Source organism: Fibrisoma limi BUZ 3 (assembly GCF_000296815.2).
Lineage (GTDB): Bacteria > Bacteroidota > Bacteroidia > Cytophagales > Spirosomataceae > Fibrisoma > Fibrisoma limi.
Map to the genome: position 1 here is coordinate 1,073,768 of NZ_CAIT01000009.1, position 18,106 is coordinate 1,091,873.

General features: G+C 52.7%; 14 protein-coding genes. 4 read left to right on the plus strand and 10 right to left on the minus strand.

The genetic code is table 11. The annotated features are described in order from the left end of the window. Positions 1 to 15: 15 nt before the first annotated feature. From BN8_RS24050 to BN8_RS24065, 4 genes are all read right to left on the minus strand, one after another. Positions 16 to 429, minus strand: a complete 414-nt coding sequence (locus BN8_RS24050; protein WP_009284550.1) for a response regulator transcription factor — start codon at positions 427 to 429, stop codon at positions 16 to 18. A 209-nt stretch (positions 430 to 638) separates the two neighbouring features. After that, positions 639 to 2,381, minus strand: a complete 1,743-nt coding sequence (locus BN8_RS24055; protein WP_009284551.1) for a right-handed parallel beta-helix repeat-containing protein — start codon at positions 2,379 to 2,381, stop codon at positions 639 to 641. A gap of 181 nt (positions 2,382 to 2,562) precedes the next feature. Further along, on the minus strand, positions 2,563 to 4,179 hold the full coding sequence (locus BN8_RS24060) for a right-handed parallel beta-helix repeat-containing protein (RefSeq protein ID WP_009284552.1): 1,617 nt from the start codon (positions 4,177 to 4,179) through the stop codon (positions 2,563 to 2,565). Positions 4,180 to 4,393: 214 nt separating this feature from the next. Then, the gene (locus tag BN8_RS24065) at positions 4,394 to 6,007 is read right to left on the minus strand and encodes a right-handed parallel beta-helix repeat-containing protein (protein WP_009284553.1); all 1,614 of its coding nucleotides are present in this window, start codon (positions 6,005 to 6,007) and stop codon (positions 4,394 to 4,396) included. A gap of 493 nt (positions 6,008 to 6,500) precedes the next feature. Between BN8_RS24065 and BN8_RS24070 the strand changes: the two genes are divergently transcribed. The 4 genes from BN8_RS24070 to BN8_RS24085 all read left to right on the plus strand — a co-directional run bounded on the left by BN8_RS24070 (position 6,501) and on the right by BN8_RS24085 (position 10,195). Beyond that, positions 6,501 to 7,094 (plus strand): RNA polymerase sigma factor, encoded by a 594-nt coding sequence (locus BN8_RS24070; protein ID WP_009284554.1) that lies wholly within the window; start codon positions 6,501 to 6,503, stop codon positions 7,092 to 7,094. A 27-nt stretch (positions 7,095 to 7,121) separates the two neighbouring features. Beyond that, complete coding sequence (locus BN8_RS33700; RefSeq protein ID WP_009284555.1) at positions 7,122 to 7,658, plus strand: hypothetical protein; 537 nt, start codon at positions 7,122 to 7,124, stop codon at positions 7,656 to 7,658. A gap of 185 nt (positions 7,659 to 7,843) precedes the next feature. Continuing rightward, positions 7,844 to 8,560 (plus strand): porin family protein, encoded by a 717-nt coding sequence (locus BN8_RS24080; RefSeq protein ID WP_083882529.1) that lies wholly within the window; start codon positions 7,844 to 7,846, stop codon positions 8,558 to 8,560. A 138-nt stretch (positions 8,561 to 8,698) separates the two neighbouring features. Continuing rightward, on the plus strand, positions 8,699 to 10,195 hold the full coding sequence (locus BN8_RS24085; RefSeq protein ID WP_009284557.1) for a capsule assembly Wzi family protein: 1,497 nt from the start codon (positions 8,699 to 8,701) through the stop codon (positions 10,193 to 10,195). 47 nt (positions 10,196 to 10,242) lie between these two features. Here BN8_RS24085 and BN8_RS24090 read toward each other — a convergent pair whose 3' ends face one another. The 6 genes from BN8_RS24090 to BN8_RS24115 form a co-directional block, all read right to left on the minus strand. Beyond that, positions 10,243 to 10,956 (minus strand): RraA family protein, encoded by a 714-nt coding sequence (locus BN8_RS24090; RefSeq protein WP_009284558.1) that lies wholly within the window; start codon positions 10,954 to 10,956, stop codon positions 10,243 to 10,245. Between the two features lie 40 nt (positions 10,957 to 10,996). Further along, positions 10,997 to 12,274, minus strand: a complete 1,278-nt coding sequence (locus tag BN8_RS24095) for an MFS transporter (RefSeq protein WP_009284559.1) — start codon at positions 12,272 to 12,274, stop codon at positions 10,997 to 10,999. A gap of 4 nt (positions 12,275 to 12,278) precedes the next feature. Further along, on the minus strand, positions 12,279 to 15,170 hold the full coding sequence (locus tag BN8_RS24100) for a glycoside hydrolase family 2 protein (RefSeq protein ID WP_009284560.1): 2,892 nt from the start codon (positions 15,168 to 15,170) through the stop codon (positions 12,279 to 12,281). Between the two features lie 26 nt (positions 15,171 to 15,196). After that, positions 15,197 to 15,952: an SDR family NAD(P)-dependent oxidoreductase gene (locus BN8_RS24105; protein ID WP_009284561.1), complete on the minus strand. Its 756-nt coding sequence runs from the start codon at positions 15,950 to 15,952 to the stop codon at positions 15,197 to 15,199. Beyond that, positions 15,949 to 16,815, minus strand: a complete 867-nt coding sequence (locus tag BN8_RS24110) for a LamG-like jellyroll fold domain-containing protein (protein ID WP_144051831.1) — start codon at positions 16,813 to 16,815, stop codon at positions 15,949 to 15,951. The genes BN8_RS24105 and BN8_RS24110 overlap by 4 nt, the downstream gene beginning before the upstream one ends. A gap of 62 nt (positions 16,816 to 16,877) precedes the next feature. Continuing rightward, positions 16,878 to 18,071, minus strand: coding sequence for an enolase C-terminal domain-like protein (locus tag BN8_RS24115; protein ID WP_009284563.1), 1,194 nt, complete (start codon positions 18,069 to 18,071; stop codon positions 16,878 to 16,880). Between the last annotated feature and the right edge of the window lie 35 nt (positions 18,072 to 18,106).

Sequence of the window (18,106 nt, forward strand, 5' to 3'; positions counted from 1 at the left end):
GCTGATTACTAACGATTAATACGAAGCGACTAAGCTGGCCGTGCTGGGTTGTGTCCGGCGCAGAATAGCCCGGATTTTAGCCCGAACCTCCATCGGATTGAATGGCTTGTTGATATAGCCATCAGCGCCCCGATCCAGGCAATCGATCCGCGTTGCACTGTCGTCAACAACTGACAGTACCAGAATTGGAATATGTCCAAACAGATTACTTCCCCGCACAAGCTGTATCAGTTCCCGTCCATCAAGGTGTGGTAATTTCAGTTCGGTAACGATAATATCAGGCTCATGGCCTTGCTCAAGCCATGACATTGCTTCGATGCCGTTGGGCAAGGTTGTAATGGTAAACTCCGCCGAGAGTGTGTGCCGAAGGATGTTGCGAATAAAAACATCTTCGTCAATGAACAGTACGTGGTAGTTTTCGCTCATCATAAGCCTTGGATAAAGAGATTAGTTTGTCAATAACAACCAAAAGTTAGCCGATTTCGCAAAAGTCCTAAAGGAAAAATTAAAATTGTTTTTAAGCGGTTGCTGTCCTTAAACGCTTCAAATACAGCTTAAAAAGCAATTTCTCTACTAAACGGTACCTTCCATTGTATTAATTAAATACAAAACATTCATTATTGCATAGCCAGCAGATTTTACTGCTTCACAAACCGGCCAGTACCCATACCGACCGAGGTTGTTACCCGTACCGTATACAGGCCACTGGCATACGGCGACACCACGATCTCGCACTGACCTGTTGCTTCCCGGGCGGCAAACCGCCATTGGTTAACCTCCTGCCCCGTAAGGGAATAGATGGCAACCCGCCGAATCTCCACGCCCGGTCCGACCGTTATCTGTAACCGATCCGGACAGGGCACCGGCGAAAGCGCCAGTTTTATTGGTGCCACTGGCTCTTCCACTCCCGTTATCACTTCAACCGGTGGCAGCGGTGGTGCCTGCACCCCGGGCTGCAACGTAACATAGCCAATCCGGGTTAATGTCGTTTCACACCCTTCAGCACCCGGTACAACCGGGGCCAGTAATTCACCAAATTCATAAGCGCCTACATCATAGCCTGCTCCCTGCGGACGCAGTCGATCGGCCAGATCAGAAACCACCCCCATGCTGCTCACGTCCGTGCCCTTATCGATCAGGGGGGAGTTGTTCAAAAGCTTAAAATCGCCTTTGGCATGATCTGCAAACCGCAGCGTCGCTACATCCTGCGTTATCATGTTGCCGGTTTGTTCGGCGGTTGCGTTCTGCCCAAACGACACAGCCTTGTAAGGCGACTTGCTGTTCTGAGTATTGATGTTGGCAATGACATTATTAACCAGTACGTTCTTCTGGGTTTCGTTATACAGCCGAAACCCATCTTCTCCGCTGTTTACGAACGTATTGTTGATAAAGCGAATGTTACTGTTGGGTAGTGATCCCGTACGTTCGTCGCAGAAAACAGCCACACCTCCCGAATTAATGACTACGTTGTTGGCCACTGTCATATCACCGAGATGCCCTACGATGATGAGACCAATGTCGTGCGCGTCTTGCAGATAGTTGTGATGCAACTGTCCGTCGGCTCCTCCGCCAATCTGAACGCCATTATCCTGGTCGGGCGTAAAGGGGTCGATTCCCGTTGACCGTACCACGTTATGGTGAACATTGAAAGCAGGTGCACACCCAATCTGTATGCCTTCCGCTCCAGTTCGTTCAACAAGGTTGTGGTGGACATGCAGGTTAGTAATATTGTGCGGAAACAACCGCATTTTTACTCCGTTGCATGTGCGCTCCTGCCCCGATCCCCAAAACGAATTACCGATGTACATTCCCTCGCCTTTCACATCATGGATGTAATTGTCGTGGATGTGCAGATTCGTCATCGTAAAATTGCCACGCCACGCGGTCGAGTCACTGCAACTGGGATCGGTCTTGGCCATGATTCCGGCAAAACCTGCTCCGGCTATTTCCACAAACTCTACTTCAAATTCTGTACTCTTATCATGAATGTGCATCGCCGACACATCCTGATAGGTCGTCTGAGCTGTAATTCCGTACTTCACTCCTGGTTTGCCGCCCCCCGATAGCTTAATGTTGCGGCAATTGTAAAAGTCCAGTGCGCTTTCCTTGCCCGTCGATTTTATGACAACTGGACCGCCATAATTAATGAATGTCAATGGCTTATCCGCTTCTCCGGCGAAGTTGTAAAACTTCAGCGATTCATACTGCCCCGCCTGAATACAGATCGTACTGCCGGCCGGTGCATTGACCTGTTTGGCGTAGTAGGTGCCACTGGTTTTGATCAAGTAGTCGCACGGGCATTTCTTCGACTGGGCCTGTACCGATACAGCCCAACCCGCCCCAAGCAACCATATCCCAACCCACCATATCTGGCCTTTCATCGTGTCAACAAGGTCAAGTACCGGAAACGAATTTAGATTGATGCGTGTCTCGCAACTCTTTATGTTGACTGAATGGACCAGCTATTTACTGGACGGTGTGTAGATGATATATTCGCCTGATCATATAATCGATTGGAACCTATACAGATTTGCCTACCAGCCAAACGAGGATACTGATCCGTTAGTCTTTTAAAAAGCGGCCTGCGTGCGTTTGGTGCGCCGTTTTGACCTGAAGCAGATACAGGCCGTTGCCCAACCCGCCAACAGGCATAGTCACTTCCGGGCTGGACAATGCCGGAATCCGACGCAGCAGCCGGCCAGCCGCATCCGTAACGGCTACCTCTGTAATCGTTTCCCCGCTACTCAGACGGATGCTTATCTGCTCTCTGGCGGGCGATGGATATACTCTGACAACGACGTATTCACTGGCTTCGGTTACTTCAGCGGCTATCCGACCGCCTGAAGATGCAGCGCTGTATTCATAGGCCCCAATATCATACTGGGCTCCCTGAGGTCGTGGCCTGTTGTCCAGATCGAAGGTAACGCCCCAGTTACTGGCATTACGTCCTTTATCGATCAGGGGCGATCCGCCGGCCGGCCGATAGTTCCCACCCGCTGGATCAACCAACTTAGCGTCAGTCACCGAGGCCGAGGTGTAGTTATTCTCCTTAACCAACGGAAAGGTTTTATTCGTGACCGTAATCGCTTTGTTCAACGTTACACCCACGATGGCATTATTGGCCGCGTAGTTCGTATTGTTCTCATTATAGAAGCGAATGCCACCGTCGACGGCCGTAACGATGGTATTATTAGCGACGACTACATCCACCCCCGACAGTGAACCTGTTCGGTTGTCGATATACATCCCATTAATGCCCGAATTCGTAATCAGATTATTGTAGATGTAATTAGGGCCGCGGTGTCCGATCATACTGATGCCATCGCCCTGCGCATTCTGGATAATATTATTATAAAAACCGCCACTGGTACCTCCGCCAATCTGTACGCCATTATTTTGATTGACACCGAACGGCGATACGCCCGCGTAGCGAATGGTGTTGTGGTGAACCTGCGCACCCGGCGCACACGAAAACTGAATACCTTCAGCACCGGTATGATCAGTCAGGTTATTGTAAATCTCAAGACCCATGATCTCATGCGGATACTCCAGGGTTTTTACCCCGTTGCAGACCACATATACCCCATTCCCCCAGTTTGAATGGCCAATATACAGTCCCTCGCCTTTTACATCATGGACGTAGTTATCGTGAAGCTTTACGTTATACATGATAAAGTTGCCCCGAAAGGTTGAAGGGTCGCAGGCCTTAGGGTCCGTTTTCGCCATAATCCCGGCAAAGCCCGCTCCGGCTATCTCGACATGATCCACTTCGCAGTCAGAACTCTTAGCCAGAATATTCAGCGCTGTTGCATCCGTACCGGTTTTGGATACCTTGATACCGTAGTTGTAGCGGCTATCGCCCGTTCCAGTGATGCGGAAATAGCGACTGCCCTGAACATTCAGGCCGCTCTGAGTAGTCTTATCGGAGCTGAAATCAACCAGGCCGTCACAGTTAACGAAGGTAATTGGATTACCCGGAGCGCCGGTAAAGTTGTTGAGACGCAGGTATTGGTACAACCCACCTTTGATACAGACCGTTGCACCCGGCGCAATTTTTAACAGGGCTCCGTCATACACACCAGTCTTTGTGATCGTGTACGTACAGTTACAGATGCTGGTCTGAGCCTGGGTAGCATGGAACAGAAGTATGAAGAGGATACCGGTAAACAGTTGTTTCATGGATAGGGTGTGGTTTAAAAGCAGCTTAAAGTTGCTACTCTTTTGTATGAAACTACTGACAATCAACCGACAACGACTACAACTTATTGAGTAAGCGGAGGTTGATTTATTGGACGGCGCCTTCCTCTTTACCTATCACTCATCAATAAAAAAACGTCGGCATGCTACCTGATCAGGTAGCATGCCGACGTTAGTGTATGCTTAACGCTATAGCCTAGTTTTTCAGGAATCGGCCACCGTACTGCCGCGACGCAGTGCCAACACGCAGCAGGTAGATGCCCTTGCCCAACTGACCAACCGGTACGCTCAGCTCACTGGCGGGCGTGCTGGCCGTATGACGACCCAGCTCGCGACCATTGCCATCAACAATGCTCACCTGCTCAATCAGCTCTTCGTTACTCAGCCGAACCACCAGTTGGTCCGTGGCCGGCGAAGGATACGCCCGCACAAGCACCACCGCTGACTCGGCAGCCGCTACCGCTTCGCTTTTTGCCCCCTGACGAGCCCCCGACTGACCGCTTTCGTAGGCACCTATGTCGTAGGTCCCACCCTGCGGACGAGCCCTGTCGTCAAGGTCTGTCACCACACCGTAGCGGCTTGTGTTCTGCCCAGCGTTAATCAATGGAGAGCCACTAGCCGGCCGCAGGTTGCCCCCATAGGGGTCAACAAACCGAGCCTCACCCGGATTGGCTGAAGTATAGTTGTTCTGAGCCGTGAAGCGAACCTTACTGCTGAGCGTGGAGATGTATTTGTTACTACCAACCATCACGACCGCGTTGTTCAGAATCGATGTATTCTGTGTTTCGTTGTAGAGCTTGATGCCCTCCTCACCCGCTGAAACGATTGTGTTATTGACCAGAGCGACCTCGGCGTTAGGCAATGATCCACTACGCTCATCGACGAAGATACCGTTCGAAACGGCCTCAGCGATGATGTTGTTGTAGATATAGTTAGGCCCTAGGTGACCCACGATGATCAGCCCAATGCCCTTGGCCTTGTGGATGGTGTTGTTGTAGAAGCTGCCACTTACTCCACCCCCAATCTGCACACCATTGTCCTGGTAAGGATCAAAGGGATCAATCCCAGAGTTTAACACCGTGTTGTGATGCACCTGCGATTCCGGGGCACAGGCATACTGGATGCCCTCACAGCCCGTGTTGACCGTGCGGTTGTAGCTGATCTCCAACCCATAGATGTTGTGAGGCAGCACTTTCACACTGGCACCATCACATGTGCGGCTCTGGCCCTCATTCCAGAACGAGTTGCCAATGTAAAGCCCTTCACCCTTGACATCATGGACGTAGTTGTGGTGCACCTTCACATTGTACATGGCAAAACTTGACCGCTGGGTGGACACATCGCAGGTGGGGTCGGTCTTGATCATGATGCCGGCAAAGCCCGCGTTGGAGACCTCCAGGTGGTCCACCTCACAATCTGAGCTCTTGCCGGTGATGTTCAGCCCGGAGATACCGCTGCCGGTAGCCGAGATGCGGATGCCGTATTCCAGTCCGGGCGTACCGGTTCCGGTGATCTGGAAGTAGCGGCTGCCCTGGATGGCGATGCCGGTGGTGGAACCGGTGGGGTAGTTGACGTCGACCAGGCCGCCACAGTTGACGAACTTGATGGGGTTGTCAGGTGCACCGACGAAATTATTGAGTCGGAGGTAGTTGTACTTGCCGGCCTGGATGCAGACAGTGGCGCCAGGTCCGATCTTGAGGGTTCTACCGTCGTAGGAGCCAGCCTTAGTGATAGTGTACGTGCAATTGCATGATTGCGCCCAAGCCCTCCCGGCGAGCGTCATCGTGAGCAGGATCAACCAAATTCTCATAGTGTAGTAAGAGGTATAATTAAGTGCATTTTTTGGTGGCTAAGTGTACAATAAATCAACAAAAAAATCAAATTGTTAATAGACGACCAACCGCTCAGTAAAACCCCATCAAGTCGATAGATTTTTGTTGCACTCCTCTACAAAAATGAGTATTGATTTTGCTTTATAAAAACAAGGTTCTTTGTTATATTAATTTATCAAATGGTATTTTTAAACATGAAAACTATATAATATATATAAATGAGTCACTTAACACTGGATGTGTTTAATTTTATCGTTGAATTGTTTAATAAACTTCGAGTTTTCCTCCTTCTTATTCTATAAAGTTGCTGCATTAAATTTCTTTTAAAATTTTTTAGATGGCTGAATTTTCTGACAATCAGTCCTGCTCCGATCCGTAAAATGACACAAAATTTTACTAAAAACCGGTTGTGGAATCGGTGTTCTTCGTTCATCTAATAGATAGTGATGCCTTACGCATGCTGGTCAGACTATGTTTTTAAAGCGTTTCCGCAGACCCAAACCGATTACCGATGCCGAGTACCTGGCGGCTTACCGCAGTACGGGCGATCTGGTGACTCTGGGTGAGCTGTATGAACGCCATATGGACCTTGTTTATGCCGTTTGCTATAACTACCTGCGGGACCAGGAAGAAGCCAAAGATGCGGTTATGCAGCTATTTGAGCAGTTGGTTACTGACCTGCAACGACACGAGGTGCAGCATTTTAAGACTTGGCTCCATACTGTTGCCCGCAACTACTGCCTTATGCAGCTTCGCAGGCGAACAAGCCAGCCGGTACGTATCGATGCGGTGGTGGCCGATGCCTCGGGGGCTGATTTCCAGTCGTCGTCGTCCAACATGACTACCCTCAACCTGGATGATGATTTAGACCTGGAAGAAGACCTCACCAGGATGGAAGCGTGTCTGCAAACGTTGCCGACCGAACAACGAACCTGTCTGACGTTGTTCTATCTGGAGCAGAAAAGCTATGCTGATGTTTCAAACCTTACCGGCTATGACCTGAAACAGGTAAAGAGTTACTTGCAAAATGGTCGCCGAAATCTTAAACTTTGTATGCAGAAATAGGAACCCTGTTTCCGCATCAGTACATTAATGATGGATAACCAATTGACTTTCGATGACTTGCGGGCTTATCAGGCTGGGCAGCTTAGTGGCCCGGCGCGGCACCGCGTGGAGCGGTTGCTGTTGGAAGACCCGTTTTACGCCGATGCGCTGGCTGGTCTGGAAGCCATGCAGCAAACCGGCACTCCCCCCTCGACGCAGTTGACTGAACTGCGGGACGCCCTGCAACAACGTATTCATGAGTCGGCTACCAAGAAACGACTCTGGCCACTCTGGATCGCTACGACAACGGCAGCTATCCTGTTTATGCTGGCGATGGCTATTTATTTCATTTTCTTCGCTCCCAAACAACCGGCGAAGCCCAAAAGTGTTCCATCTTCTCATACCAGCCACGTACTGTCGTCACGCGACACGCCCGGTCAGACCAAGGCTGATGGATTCGAACATAAACCGGTAGAATCGGCCCAAATGCCTGTGTATATGCCTGGCAGGCCATCATTCATGCCCAATCAAGAGTCGCTTGTCTTTCCTTCAGAACCAACAGTTGAAACAAATACTCTTGATTAAAGCACCGGTACCTCTTGCTTCTTCCTCTTTGGTTAGTTTTAGTCCTGTCTGTGTACAGTTTCATCTTAGTTACACACAAATCTAGTCGTACGGCAGATTATTGCTTTCACTAAACTTGATACAATGGATAAAACATTTATCGAACATCCGGCGTTAACGGGGCATATCACTCAATTTTGTTTTCTATGTTAAAATCAATTTTTCTACGTTTCTCTCTCCCTATTCTCGCCATCTCGTCTATCTGTATATCAAACGCTTACGCTCAGCAACGCTTCAGTGCTGGCCCCCGCGTCGGCTTGAACTTGTCTAATTACTGGGGTAATGCTGATAATATGAGTTTTACACCGGGCTTTACGGCCGGTGCGTTTCTGATGTATAGTTCGCTGAACCATTTTGGTATCTCAGCCGACGTACTTTACTCGCAACGCGGTACGCGGTATGATGGTCCGCTTTTCGTTTCGCCCGGACCAAGCAATACGATCGACTTTCGGCAACGGGTCAATTACCTCGAAATTCCGGTTGTCGCCCGCTACTTTCTGACACTGGCGGGTAATTTCCGACCAAATGTTTTCATTGGCCCCTCAGTAGGCATTAAACTTAATGCCAAACGGGCCAATGCTGAACTGAACGGGGTCGAAGATGATCGCTTCAATGGCGACAACAGCAACGACTTTAAAGATCTGGATCTGGGCGCTACGGCGGGTTTCCAGTTGAACTGGCGGGCCGGCGAGCGGCAGCGCTTCCTGATCGACGCCCGTTACACGCTTGGCCTGGCCGAAGTTCAGTCGAATCTGCCGAACATCTGGGGACGGCGTGAATCCCTCAGCAACTCTGCTTTTACGCTGACACTTGGCTACGGATTCGGCGTAGGCCGCGAGTATCCAAGCCGTTATCGTCGGTAGACAACACCCAATCCTTTTTGAAAACCCCATACCAAGCGGTATGGGGTTTTTGTTTGTATTATCAAAACGATAATTTTCACCACCGACATGAAGTAATCCATCCTTCATGTCGGATATTCGTGTCTCATTTCCACGTCCATGCGGCAACTGTTCGTCTTTGGCCTGATTCTCTGGTTGAGTCTCCCTTCATTGCGGGCTCAATCGAGCGCTCATCCGTCTCCTCTTCATTATGAAGCCGAGCTGGGGGGTATGGCAACGACCACCGACCGAACGCCGTTCTGGCTACGTACGAATCAGTACGGTATCGTGCCAACCCGCGGGCCGTTCGGAACGATCCGGGCAGGTGTTTACCGTACGTACCGCCCAATACCTGATAGTTTGGCATCTGCCCCCCAACGAAAAATTGATTGGGGTTTTGGCGTCAACGTAGTGGGAAACATCGGATCAAACGATCGGCCTGAAACACGGCAGCTTCTATGGCCTGAACTGTATGGCAAGATTCGTTTCGGGAAAGTAGAGTTGTTTGCCGGACGACGGCGCGAGGTGTACGGCCTTGGTGACACAACTTTAACGTCCGGTTTCATTTCCTGGTCGGGCAATGCAATTCCGTTTCCTAAAGTGCAGATCCACACCCCGGATTATATTCCACTACGTTTCCTGAAAAACGTTTTAGCCCTTAAGGGCGGGTATGCGCATGGCTGGTTCACGGCTGCGTACATCAAAGGGGTTTATCTGCACCAGAAATTTCTGTATGGCCGTTTGGGTAAACCTACCTGGAAAGTCAAGCTTTACGCGGGGTTGAATCACCAGGTACAATGGGGCGGCAGAGCCGATTACCTGATTGGAACCCCACTGGCGGTTAACGGGAACCTGCCGACCTCCTTTAAAGATTACGTTTCGCTCATTACGGGCCGCTATCCGGAAGCTATCAGCACGGATCAGTTTACGGACTTCGACGGGACGAACCGAATTGGCAACCACGTGGGCAGCTACGACTTTGCGCTTGAGTGGACCCGGCCCAAACGAACGCTGACGCTTTATCACCAACATCTCTACGAAGATGCGTCTGGCCTGGCGTTTCAGAATTTCCCTGATGGCCTGACGGGAATCCGGCTGCATAACCGCCCGACTAATGCCCGGTTTCACCTGGAGCGACTGGCCCTCGAATTCCTTACGACCACCGATCAGGGAGGGGCCGTGTTTGATATGACGGCTCGTTATCAGGGCGCGGATAATTACTTTAATCACAGCCAGTATCGGGAAGGCTGGTCATACAATGGGCGAACGGTTGGGACACCATTCATTGCCCCGAGGACCGAATTTACACCAGAGGTCAACCGGCTGGAGGGTGGTGGCTTCTTCCCCAACAACCGGGTCGTAGCCTGGCATTTGGGTGCCCAGGCCGTCGCGTTCCGCAACGTAACGCTGACGGCCAAAGCATCGACCAGCCGCAACTTCGGTACGTTCAATCAACGTTACGTTCCGCCCTTCCGCCAGTTTTCGTCGCTGCTGTCCGCCCAGATTCATCCTCCACGCTGGTCAGGTATCGTCATGACAACGGCCTTTGCCCTCGACCACGGCGAACTATATCCCAACACGTTCGCGAGCTACGTTAGCGTGAAGAAAGTCTGGTAAAGCCGACCGGACATTCTGCGGCAAGACGCTCGGTCGGCTTTACTGCCTCAGAACCGCCCGAATTCTTCGTACACGTCGAATGGATTCCGGCCTTCGGCCATCGCCTGCCGACTTTTAGCTTCGCTGGCGAACCACTCTTCGGCCAGCTCCAGCACCTGAATCGTCAGGTCGAAAGGTACAACAACCACACCGTCATTATCACCGAAAATGTAGTCGCCGGGATTAATTTTCAGGAGTCCGTCCATACCCTTTACGTAAATTGGAATCTGATAATCCACGACCATAAACCGGCCAAAAGCCTCGACCGGATTCCGAAACCGACAGAAGGTCGGAAAGCCCATGTCGATGAGGTAGTTTGAATCGCGGGTGGACCCATCGATAACCGCACCAACGCAGCCGTGGGCGTGAGCCGCCGTAGCCGAAATCTCGCCGAACTGTCCGCACGACGTATCTCCCTGCGTATCGCGCACCTGAACGCAGCCCGGCGTCATGCTCTTGAACATCCCCAGTCGGATGTCATGCACTTTCTCGTCGCGGCTGGGCGTAGCGATTCCATGCGCGGTAAAAGCCGGTCCTGCTACTTTCATGGTGTGGGTAAGCGGATAGATACCACTGGCCATGCACTGACTGTGGTAACCGAGATGTTCCAGCGCGTCGGACACTAAACCGGCATATAGCCGTAGGTACCGCTCCCGAATTTCCTGCCAATCATAAGTAACGTTGAACTGTCGGACTGGATACGAATTGGTTATGACTTCCATGCTTTTGTGTGTTTTACTGATCTATTACTTGCTTGTTCTATTACGATTCTCTGTCCTTTTCGAAAAACCACTTTGCCGCTCCGGCAATCAGCAAACCACCCAGGATATAGGCCCCTGACAAACTGGCCAGGCCTGCCGTCAGCCCCAGCGTTGGTTTTAATACACCGAGGAGATACGGCGCCGATGCCCCAATCAGAAACGCGCAGGCCAGCATAAGCCCGTAGGCCGACGACCGGATGCCGGGGGCTACCACTTCATACAGCGAAGCCACAATGTTTGAATCGTACCAACCCCGAAAGATGCCGAACCCAAACAGAGCCGCGTAGGTCATGACCTCGGTATCGCTCTGGCTGATGAAGTAGATGAACGGCGCACCAAGCAACAACCCCAGCGACTGCACGACGAGTCGGCTACGGGGGTTTGTCCGGGCGTAGTAGTCGGCGATTCGCGCACCGGACAGGACTCCGAGGAATGCGCCGAGGTGGTGGTAAAACAGCGACGAGAAGCCAGCATCGGTCAGGCTCAGACCGAACTTATCGACCAGAAATGAGGGCATCCAGGTCAGGTAACCGACGTTGACGAACACCATACAGCCAAAGCCCAGCGTCAGCAGCACCACAGTCGGCTTCCGAACAACGATTCGGGCCGTTTCGGCTATTTCAGCCAGCACAGGCCGCTGGCCGACAACCCCAACGTTAGGGTCATCCTTCGGTATCCGGCTGAAGAAAATAAAGGCCAATACAATACCGAACCCACCGAACAGATAAAACGCCCGCTGCCAGCCGTAGTGCTCACCCACGTAGCCAGCAATCAGTCCACTGAGCACAATCCCAAAGTAGACGGCCGTCTGATGAATTGACAGTACAAACGAGCGGTTCTTCGGATAGTTCTCTCCCAGCAGCGCGTTGGCCGACGGGGCATAGAACGCTTCTCCCCCGCCCGTTGCCATGCCGCGCAGCAGAATGAACTGCATGAGCGTGGTGCAGAAGCCGGTAAACAGCGTCGCCATCGACCAGAATAGCAGGCAGACCCCCAGAATATTCCGGCGCGAAAAACGGTCGCCGATGAAACCAGCAATGGGTACCAGCAGGCCATAGGTCCATACCAATGCCGATGCGATCAGCCCCAGTTCAGCGTCGGTCAAGCCCAGGTCCTGGCGAATGAGCGGCAGGACTACACTGAATATCTGACGGTCGGCCTGGTTCAGAAAGAACGCCAGCCAGAGCAACACCAACAGCTCCCACCGGAAACCGGCCCGGCCACTGGTTACGAGGGAGCTGGCAGGCTCAGGTTCGGTTATGAAGTTTGGTTTAGACATGCTTTTATTTCCCCAGCTTTTGAACGGTGACAGACTTTGTATCCAGTAATACCTTCACCTCTGGTGCGTTCCAGGCCGATGCTACGACCGATACGTCCCGTGCTGGTGTTTCGCGCCAGAGCACGTCGGCCGATACCGCACGACTCTCGCCCGGAGCCAGCCAGAAATAATTATCGTCGGCAACCAGCGCCCGCTTTACGCCCGCTACGTCTATTTTAGTCATGAAGGCGGGCGTTGATCCGGCGTTGCGGACCCGTACGGTTACCTGCGAGCGGGCATCGTCCAGTTGTTTCATGGCCACCAGATTACATTCCAGCCGCGTAGCTGACTTCTGCACAGTTGGCTTCAGAAATGGACCCTTCTCCAGCGTTGGCCAGGCAATGGGTCCTGATACGTATTTGTCGTAAAAGGCTTTGTCGTCCAGCATCGTCAGCGAACGGGGGAAGTACAGCGAGCGGGAAATCAATTTGCCGGACGCATCTTTCAGCTCGGCCACCACAAACAGAAAGCGGTCTTTGTAATCGGCCGGAATAGTAAACGCACCTATCCTGGCCGTATTAACCGAAGGCCCGGCGCTGATAGCGAGCGGCTTTTCTGAGTTCCAGAGCGGTTTAAAAGCGTCATCAAATACCGTTACCGTTACTTTATGCCCTGCTAAGGCGCTATTAGCGTGCGTTACCTTAGCGGTAAGGTCAATCGACTCGCCTGATTTCCAGAGCAGACGGGGTAGATCAATAGCTACGTGGGTCGGTTCGTACGTCCGTTTCAGGAAGTAATACGGCGCGGCTGCCTGCCCGAACCAGTCCATCATCTGAATGGCAATCACCGGCCAGTGACGTTTGAAGACCCAGGGCATCAGGCCAGCCGTTACGGGGTAGTTACCCTGCATTTTCTCCGACAGCACCTGATAAAACTCACCAGCCCCAATCTGCGACGCTTCCGAAATGGCCTCAATAGTCGGGTCGGTCACGTCGGTGATGTGCGAGGCCCGGCTCAGCATACGTGGCACCCGACCGGGACCGTATTCGGTGAAGTGGTGAATGAACTCGGGGTGCGACGCCCCGAAGTTTTTATCCCACATCTTGCCGAGGCCCGTAAACTCCTTATTGTCGACGGTTTCGTAGAAAAGTCCCGGCTCCGGAATGCTGTGCATACCCGTTTCCGACACCCACGGCTCAAACTTGTAGCTGCGATTGTACCAGGTCGGGTCCATGTCGGGGTAGGCGTGCATCGACCCATCGTCGGGGGTGGTGCGCACGAAAAAGCGTTGTTTATCGAAGATGTCCAGGTTCCGTTCGATGATGCCCACGGATGCCGCATTGCCGTAGGAATACGGGTTAAATTCATTACCTCCGTTCCAGATGACCAGCGACGGATGGTTCCGCAGCCGGAAGATGTTCTGCACGACCTGGGCTTCCCAGATGTCCTGCGGGTAGTCGGGCGTGTCCTGGTTACCAATCGGGAAATCCTGCCAGACCATCAGGCCAAGTTCGTTGCAGATAGTATAGAAGTGATCGGTTTCCAGCAATCCACCGCCCCAGATACGGATGAGTTGCACGCCCATTTTTTTGGCCGCTTCGAGCGTCCAGCGGTAGCGCTCGGCGGGCAAATCGAGCAGGATATCCTGCGGGGTGAAGTTCATGCCCTTGACGAAAATCTTCCGGCCGGCCGGCGTTCCGGCGTTGACGATGAACTGCCAGTTTTCCCAGCGGTCGGCGATACGCGGCCCGGCCGTGGCAATCCGCTCGATGGTACGGATGCCGTAGTCGAAGCTCAGCCGGTCGATGGGGCTACCGTTTTTCTTCAGCGTCAGGTTTACTTTATATAGGTTCGGCTCACCCAGGCCGTTCGGTTGCCAAAGTTTAGCATTAGGAAGATTCAAATCTTCTTCCAGCCAGATACGCCCGTCGTAGGCTGTCACGGGAAACTCCTTGGTCAAAGCCGTGTTTTTCCCATCCATCAGTTCTACCTGCACACTAAGCTTATCGGTGACCGGCTTGAAGCTGGTGCCCTTCTCGTTGGGATGGTTCAACTGGGTGTTATTCCAGGGATGGAGCCGCATAGTGAGCGAGTGCGTATTGGCAAAGACTTCGGCTGAAAGGTGCAACTGGGCCGCATTGTTCGCTACGCTTTTCGTAGTCAGGTACGGCCGTTCGAGGTGGTACGGGGGCACAATTTCCAGCCGGACACCCTGCCACATACCGACCGTAAAGAAGGCTTCGCCACCCGAGCCGCCTGAGATAACCCACGGCTTGATAATTTTGCCGCTGGCGCGGGGGTTGTAGCCGGTCCGTTTCGAGTAGTCGAACTCACCCGACGCCGTGCGCGGCAGGTTTTCATAGTCAGTAGCCCGATTGCCCCAGTTGCCCGCCCGCACCTCAACGGTTACTTCGTTTTTGCCGCCAATCGTCAGCAGTCGGCTAATTTCTACCGAGGGACCACCGAACATGCCTTCGTGAACGCCCACCAGGCTGTCGTTTACCCAGACTTTTGAGAAGTAGTCAACGCCGTCGAAGCACAGGAATACGTAGTTATCGCGAGCTGAGGCTGGTACGTCAAACGTCTTTTTGTAGTACCAGGCTTTTTCCTCCGCCCAGCGATACTGGGTTGAATTCCGGGCGTAATACGGATGGGGTAACTTCCCGGCTTTGTACAACGACCAATGCACCGAATTGGGCACGCTGGTCTGAAAAGGGTCTTTGCGGGGTGCTTTAGGGTCAGTTACTGGCTTGTCGGCGTGGGATAATTCCCAACCCGAACCCGACAGATCAATGTGCTGCGCGCCCGTTCGGGGTGTGATGCGATAAGGGCTCCAGAGTTTAGGCGCGTCTGATGTAGCCTGCTGTCCGTAAACAGTTCCGGCTAATGCCAGCAAACAAACGATGAGTTGTTTCATAATACGTGTTTGGAATAGTCTGTTTGTTAAAGGCTCATACCTCCATCGACAAAAATGTCCTGACCCGTAATGTACCGCCCGGCTTCGGAGCAGAGCAGTAAGGCCAGCCCGGTACAATCGTGGTTTTCCCCAAAAAAGCCAACCGGAATCCGGCTCCGTACCTGCTCGCGATACGTTTCGTCTGACAGGGCCTCGGCGTTACGTTCGGTCAGGATTACGCCCGGTGCCAGGTTATTGATGGTGATTCCATCTTTTCCCAACTGCACCGCCAGATTGCGGACCATATTCACAACCGCAGCCTTCCCGGCCGCGTAGGCAATCATCTGCGGATGGGGTTTTATCTGCTGGACACTACCGATGGTCAGGATACGGCCCCAACCGGTACGTTGCATAGTCGGCGCAAACTGCTGGATCAGCTCCAGCGACCGTTGCCAGTTAACGGTCACCTGCTCCGTAAATTCGTCAGCGGTAACCTCGGCCCACGGCTTCCGGATCTGAACCGACGCATTCAGCACCAGAATATCAATTGCGCCAAAATGCCGGGCCTCTTCATAGATGCGTTGGGCGGAGTGTTCATGCGCTAAATCGGCCTGAATCAGACCAGAGGCAACACCCAGCGCCCGAATCTGCTCAACAGCCTGTTCGCCTGCCACGGCCTCATCCCGGCAATGAATCAGGACATTAGCTCCCTGCTCCGCCAGGGCAACGGCAATGGCCTTACCAATTCCCTGACTTGATCCAGTGACCAGGGCGTTCTTACCCGTGAGGTTGAAAAGATTCATTCGTTATGCCTCCGTTTTACGACTGGTTCCGCCATCGTCTTCATCTCTTCGTTCGTCAAGGCGCGGTCAAAGACCGCCAGCCCGCCGATTTGCCCTCTGAACCGATTTCCCATACCCGCTTTGAGCAGGACCGCTCCGACCGTAAAATCAGAACCGTTATTGCCCATTCCGTCCGGGAAATAGTATGGATTTTTGGATTGAGTCAGCCCGTTGGGGTAGCCATCAAATCCGGTCGTGTGGTCGATTAACTCCGGTGCCCGTTCCTGAAATACTCCGTTGAGATACGACCTTATGTGCTTGCCATCGTAGGAGAAAGCCACGCAGACCCATTCGTTGGCGGGCACTTCCTGCTTACTCGCCGAATAGTCGATGGAATACGGAAAGGGCGGGGTTGGTTTGCCGGTTCGGGATATGTGTCCGCACACCTGGTTCCGGCCGTTGTAGTACGGCAGCGACACAAACAAACCATATTGCCGTTTGCCGCCGTCCTTGTATTCGTTCCACATACCGCCGACAAACCCGGTTTGGCCACCCTGCCATTTGACATAAGCTACGACCGATACAGCCTGGTTCTTCCCGTGAATGTTCAGTCTGCCGGTTTGCGCATTGGGCAGGGAGAGAAACGCATCACCGGCAAATACGGCCGAATAGCCGGACAGCGGCCCTTCATTGGCCCGTGGCAGCGAACCCGCTGTTTCTTTCAGCGGAAACTGGGCCACACCTTTCGCCTTTCTTTCCTGCCCCTCCGGTTCGCTAAAATCCCACAAGGCCACCAGATTAGGCATTGACACAATTGCCCTGATCCGGTCGTCATGCCGAACGGGTGTACCTTTCCTGAATGAGCCAAGCAGCAGGGTTGCCATAAGGCAGGTCAGCGTTACAGGTATGTTGGTGATACGGCTCGTCATAGCATTTTCTTTCCTTGTCAGATTCCACCCACCGTCGGGAACCAGTCGGGGCGGTACGGGTCCTGGTGAAAGCGGGCGTAGTAGTCGCCTTTCTCTTCGTAATATTTCTCGTAATGCTTCATCTTGTCCTCGTCGAGCGATACGCCCAAGCCCGGTCCGCTCGGTACCCTGATGCACCCGTTTTCGTACTTCATCAGGCCACCTTCAATGATGTCGTCGGTGAGGTAATGGTAATGCGCATCGCCCGCGAAGGTCATGTGCGGAATGGTTGCGGCCGTATGGATCATGGCCGCGAGTTCAATCCCAAACTCAGCTCCTGAGTGCATGGCGACACCCAGATTGAATGTCTGGCAGACAGCCGCTAAATCCTTCACACCGCGCGGTCCTTCCCAGTAGTGAATATCCGTCAGCACAATGTCGACCGATCCCATACGGATGGCCGGAGCCAGGTCATCGAATTTGGCAGGATACATATTGGTAGCCACCGGAATACGTATCTGTTTGCGAACAGCCGCATTACCTTCCAGTCCCCACGATGGATCTTCGAAATATTCGATATTGAGCTCTTCCAGTCGACGACCAATCTGCACAGCAGTCTGCACCGACCAAAGGCCGTTCGGGTCGATACGCAGCCCGAAATCATCACCGAGTTTCTGGCGGCAAAGCTCCAGGACCCGTGCCTCTTCTTTAGGAGACTTTACGCCTGCTTTCAGCTTCATCGACTTGACGCCCAACGTTTCATGAAGCTCCACGCAGAAATCGGCCATGTCTTCAGCCGTTTCGTCATGCTTACCATCACCAGGGCGGTCATAACGCCAGAATAGGTAGGCAATAAAGGGAACTTCATCGCGAACACGTCCGCCCAGCAGATCGCTTAGTGGCCGGTTCAGCACTTTGCCCTGGATGTCGAGACAGGCCATTTCGATGGCTGCGTAAAGTCGGGCGTTCGACAGGTAATAGATACTCCGCAGTACCTTCAGCTTGATTTTTTCAAGATGAAACGGGTCTTCACCAATGATGCGCGGTTTCAGTTTCTGCAACGCTCCGCGCTGATCGCCACCACCAACTTCACCCAGGCCCACGATCCCTTCGTCGGTGATGAGTTCGAGAATGGTACGTAGAAAATAGCCCGGATGCACGCCGGTGTTATGACGGAGCTGAGCATTGAGCGGAATAGCGACACAGCGAGTACGTAAATCGATAATCTTCATGATGTTTTGTTTAACGCAACGTGGCACAATGAGCG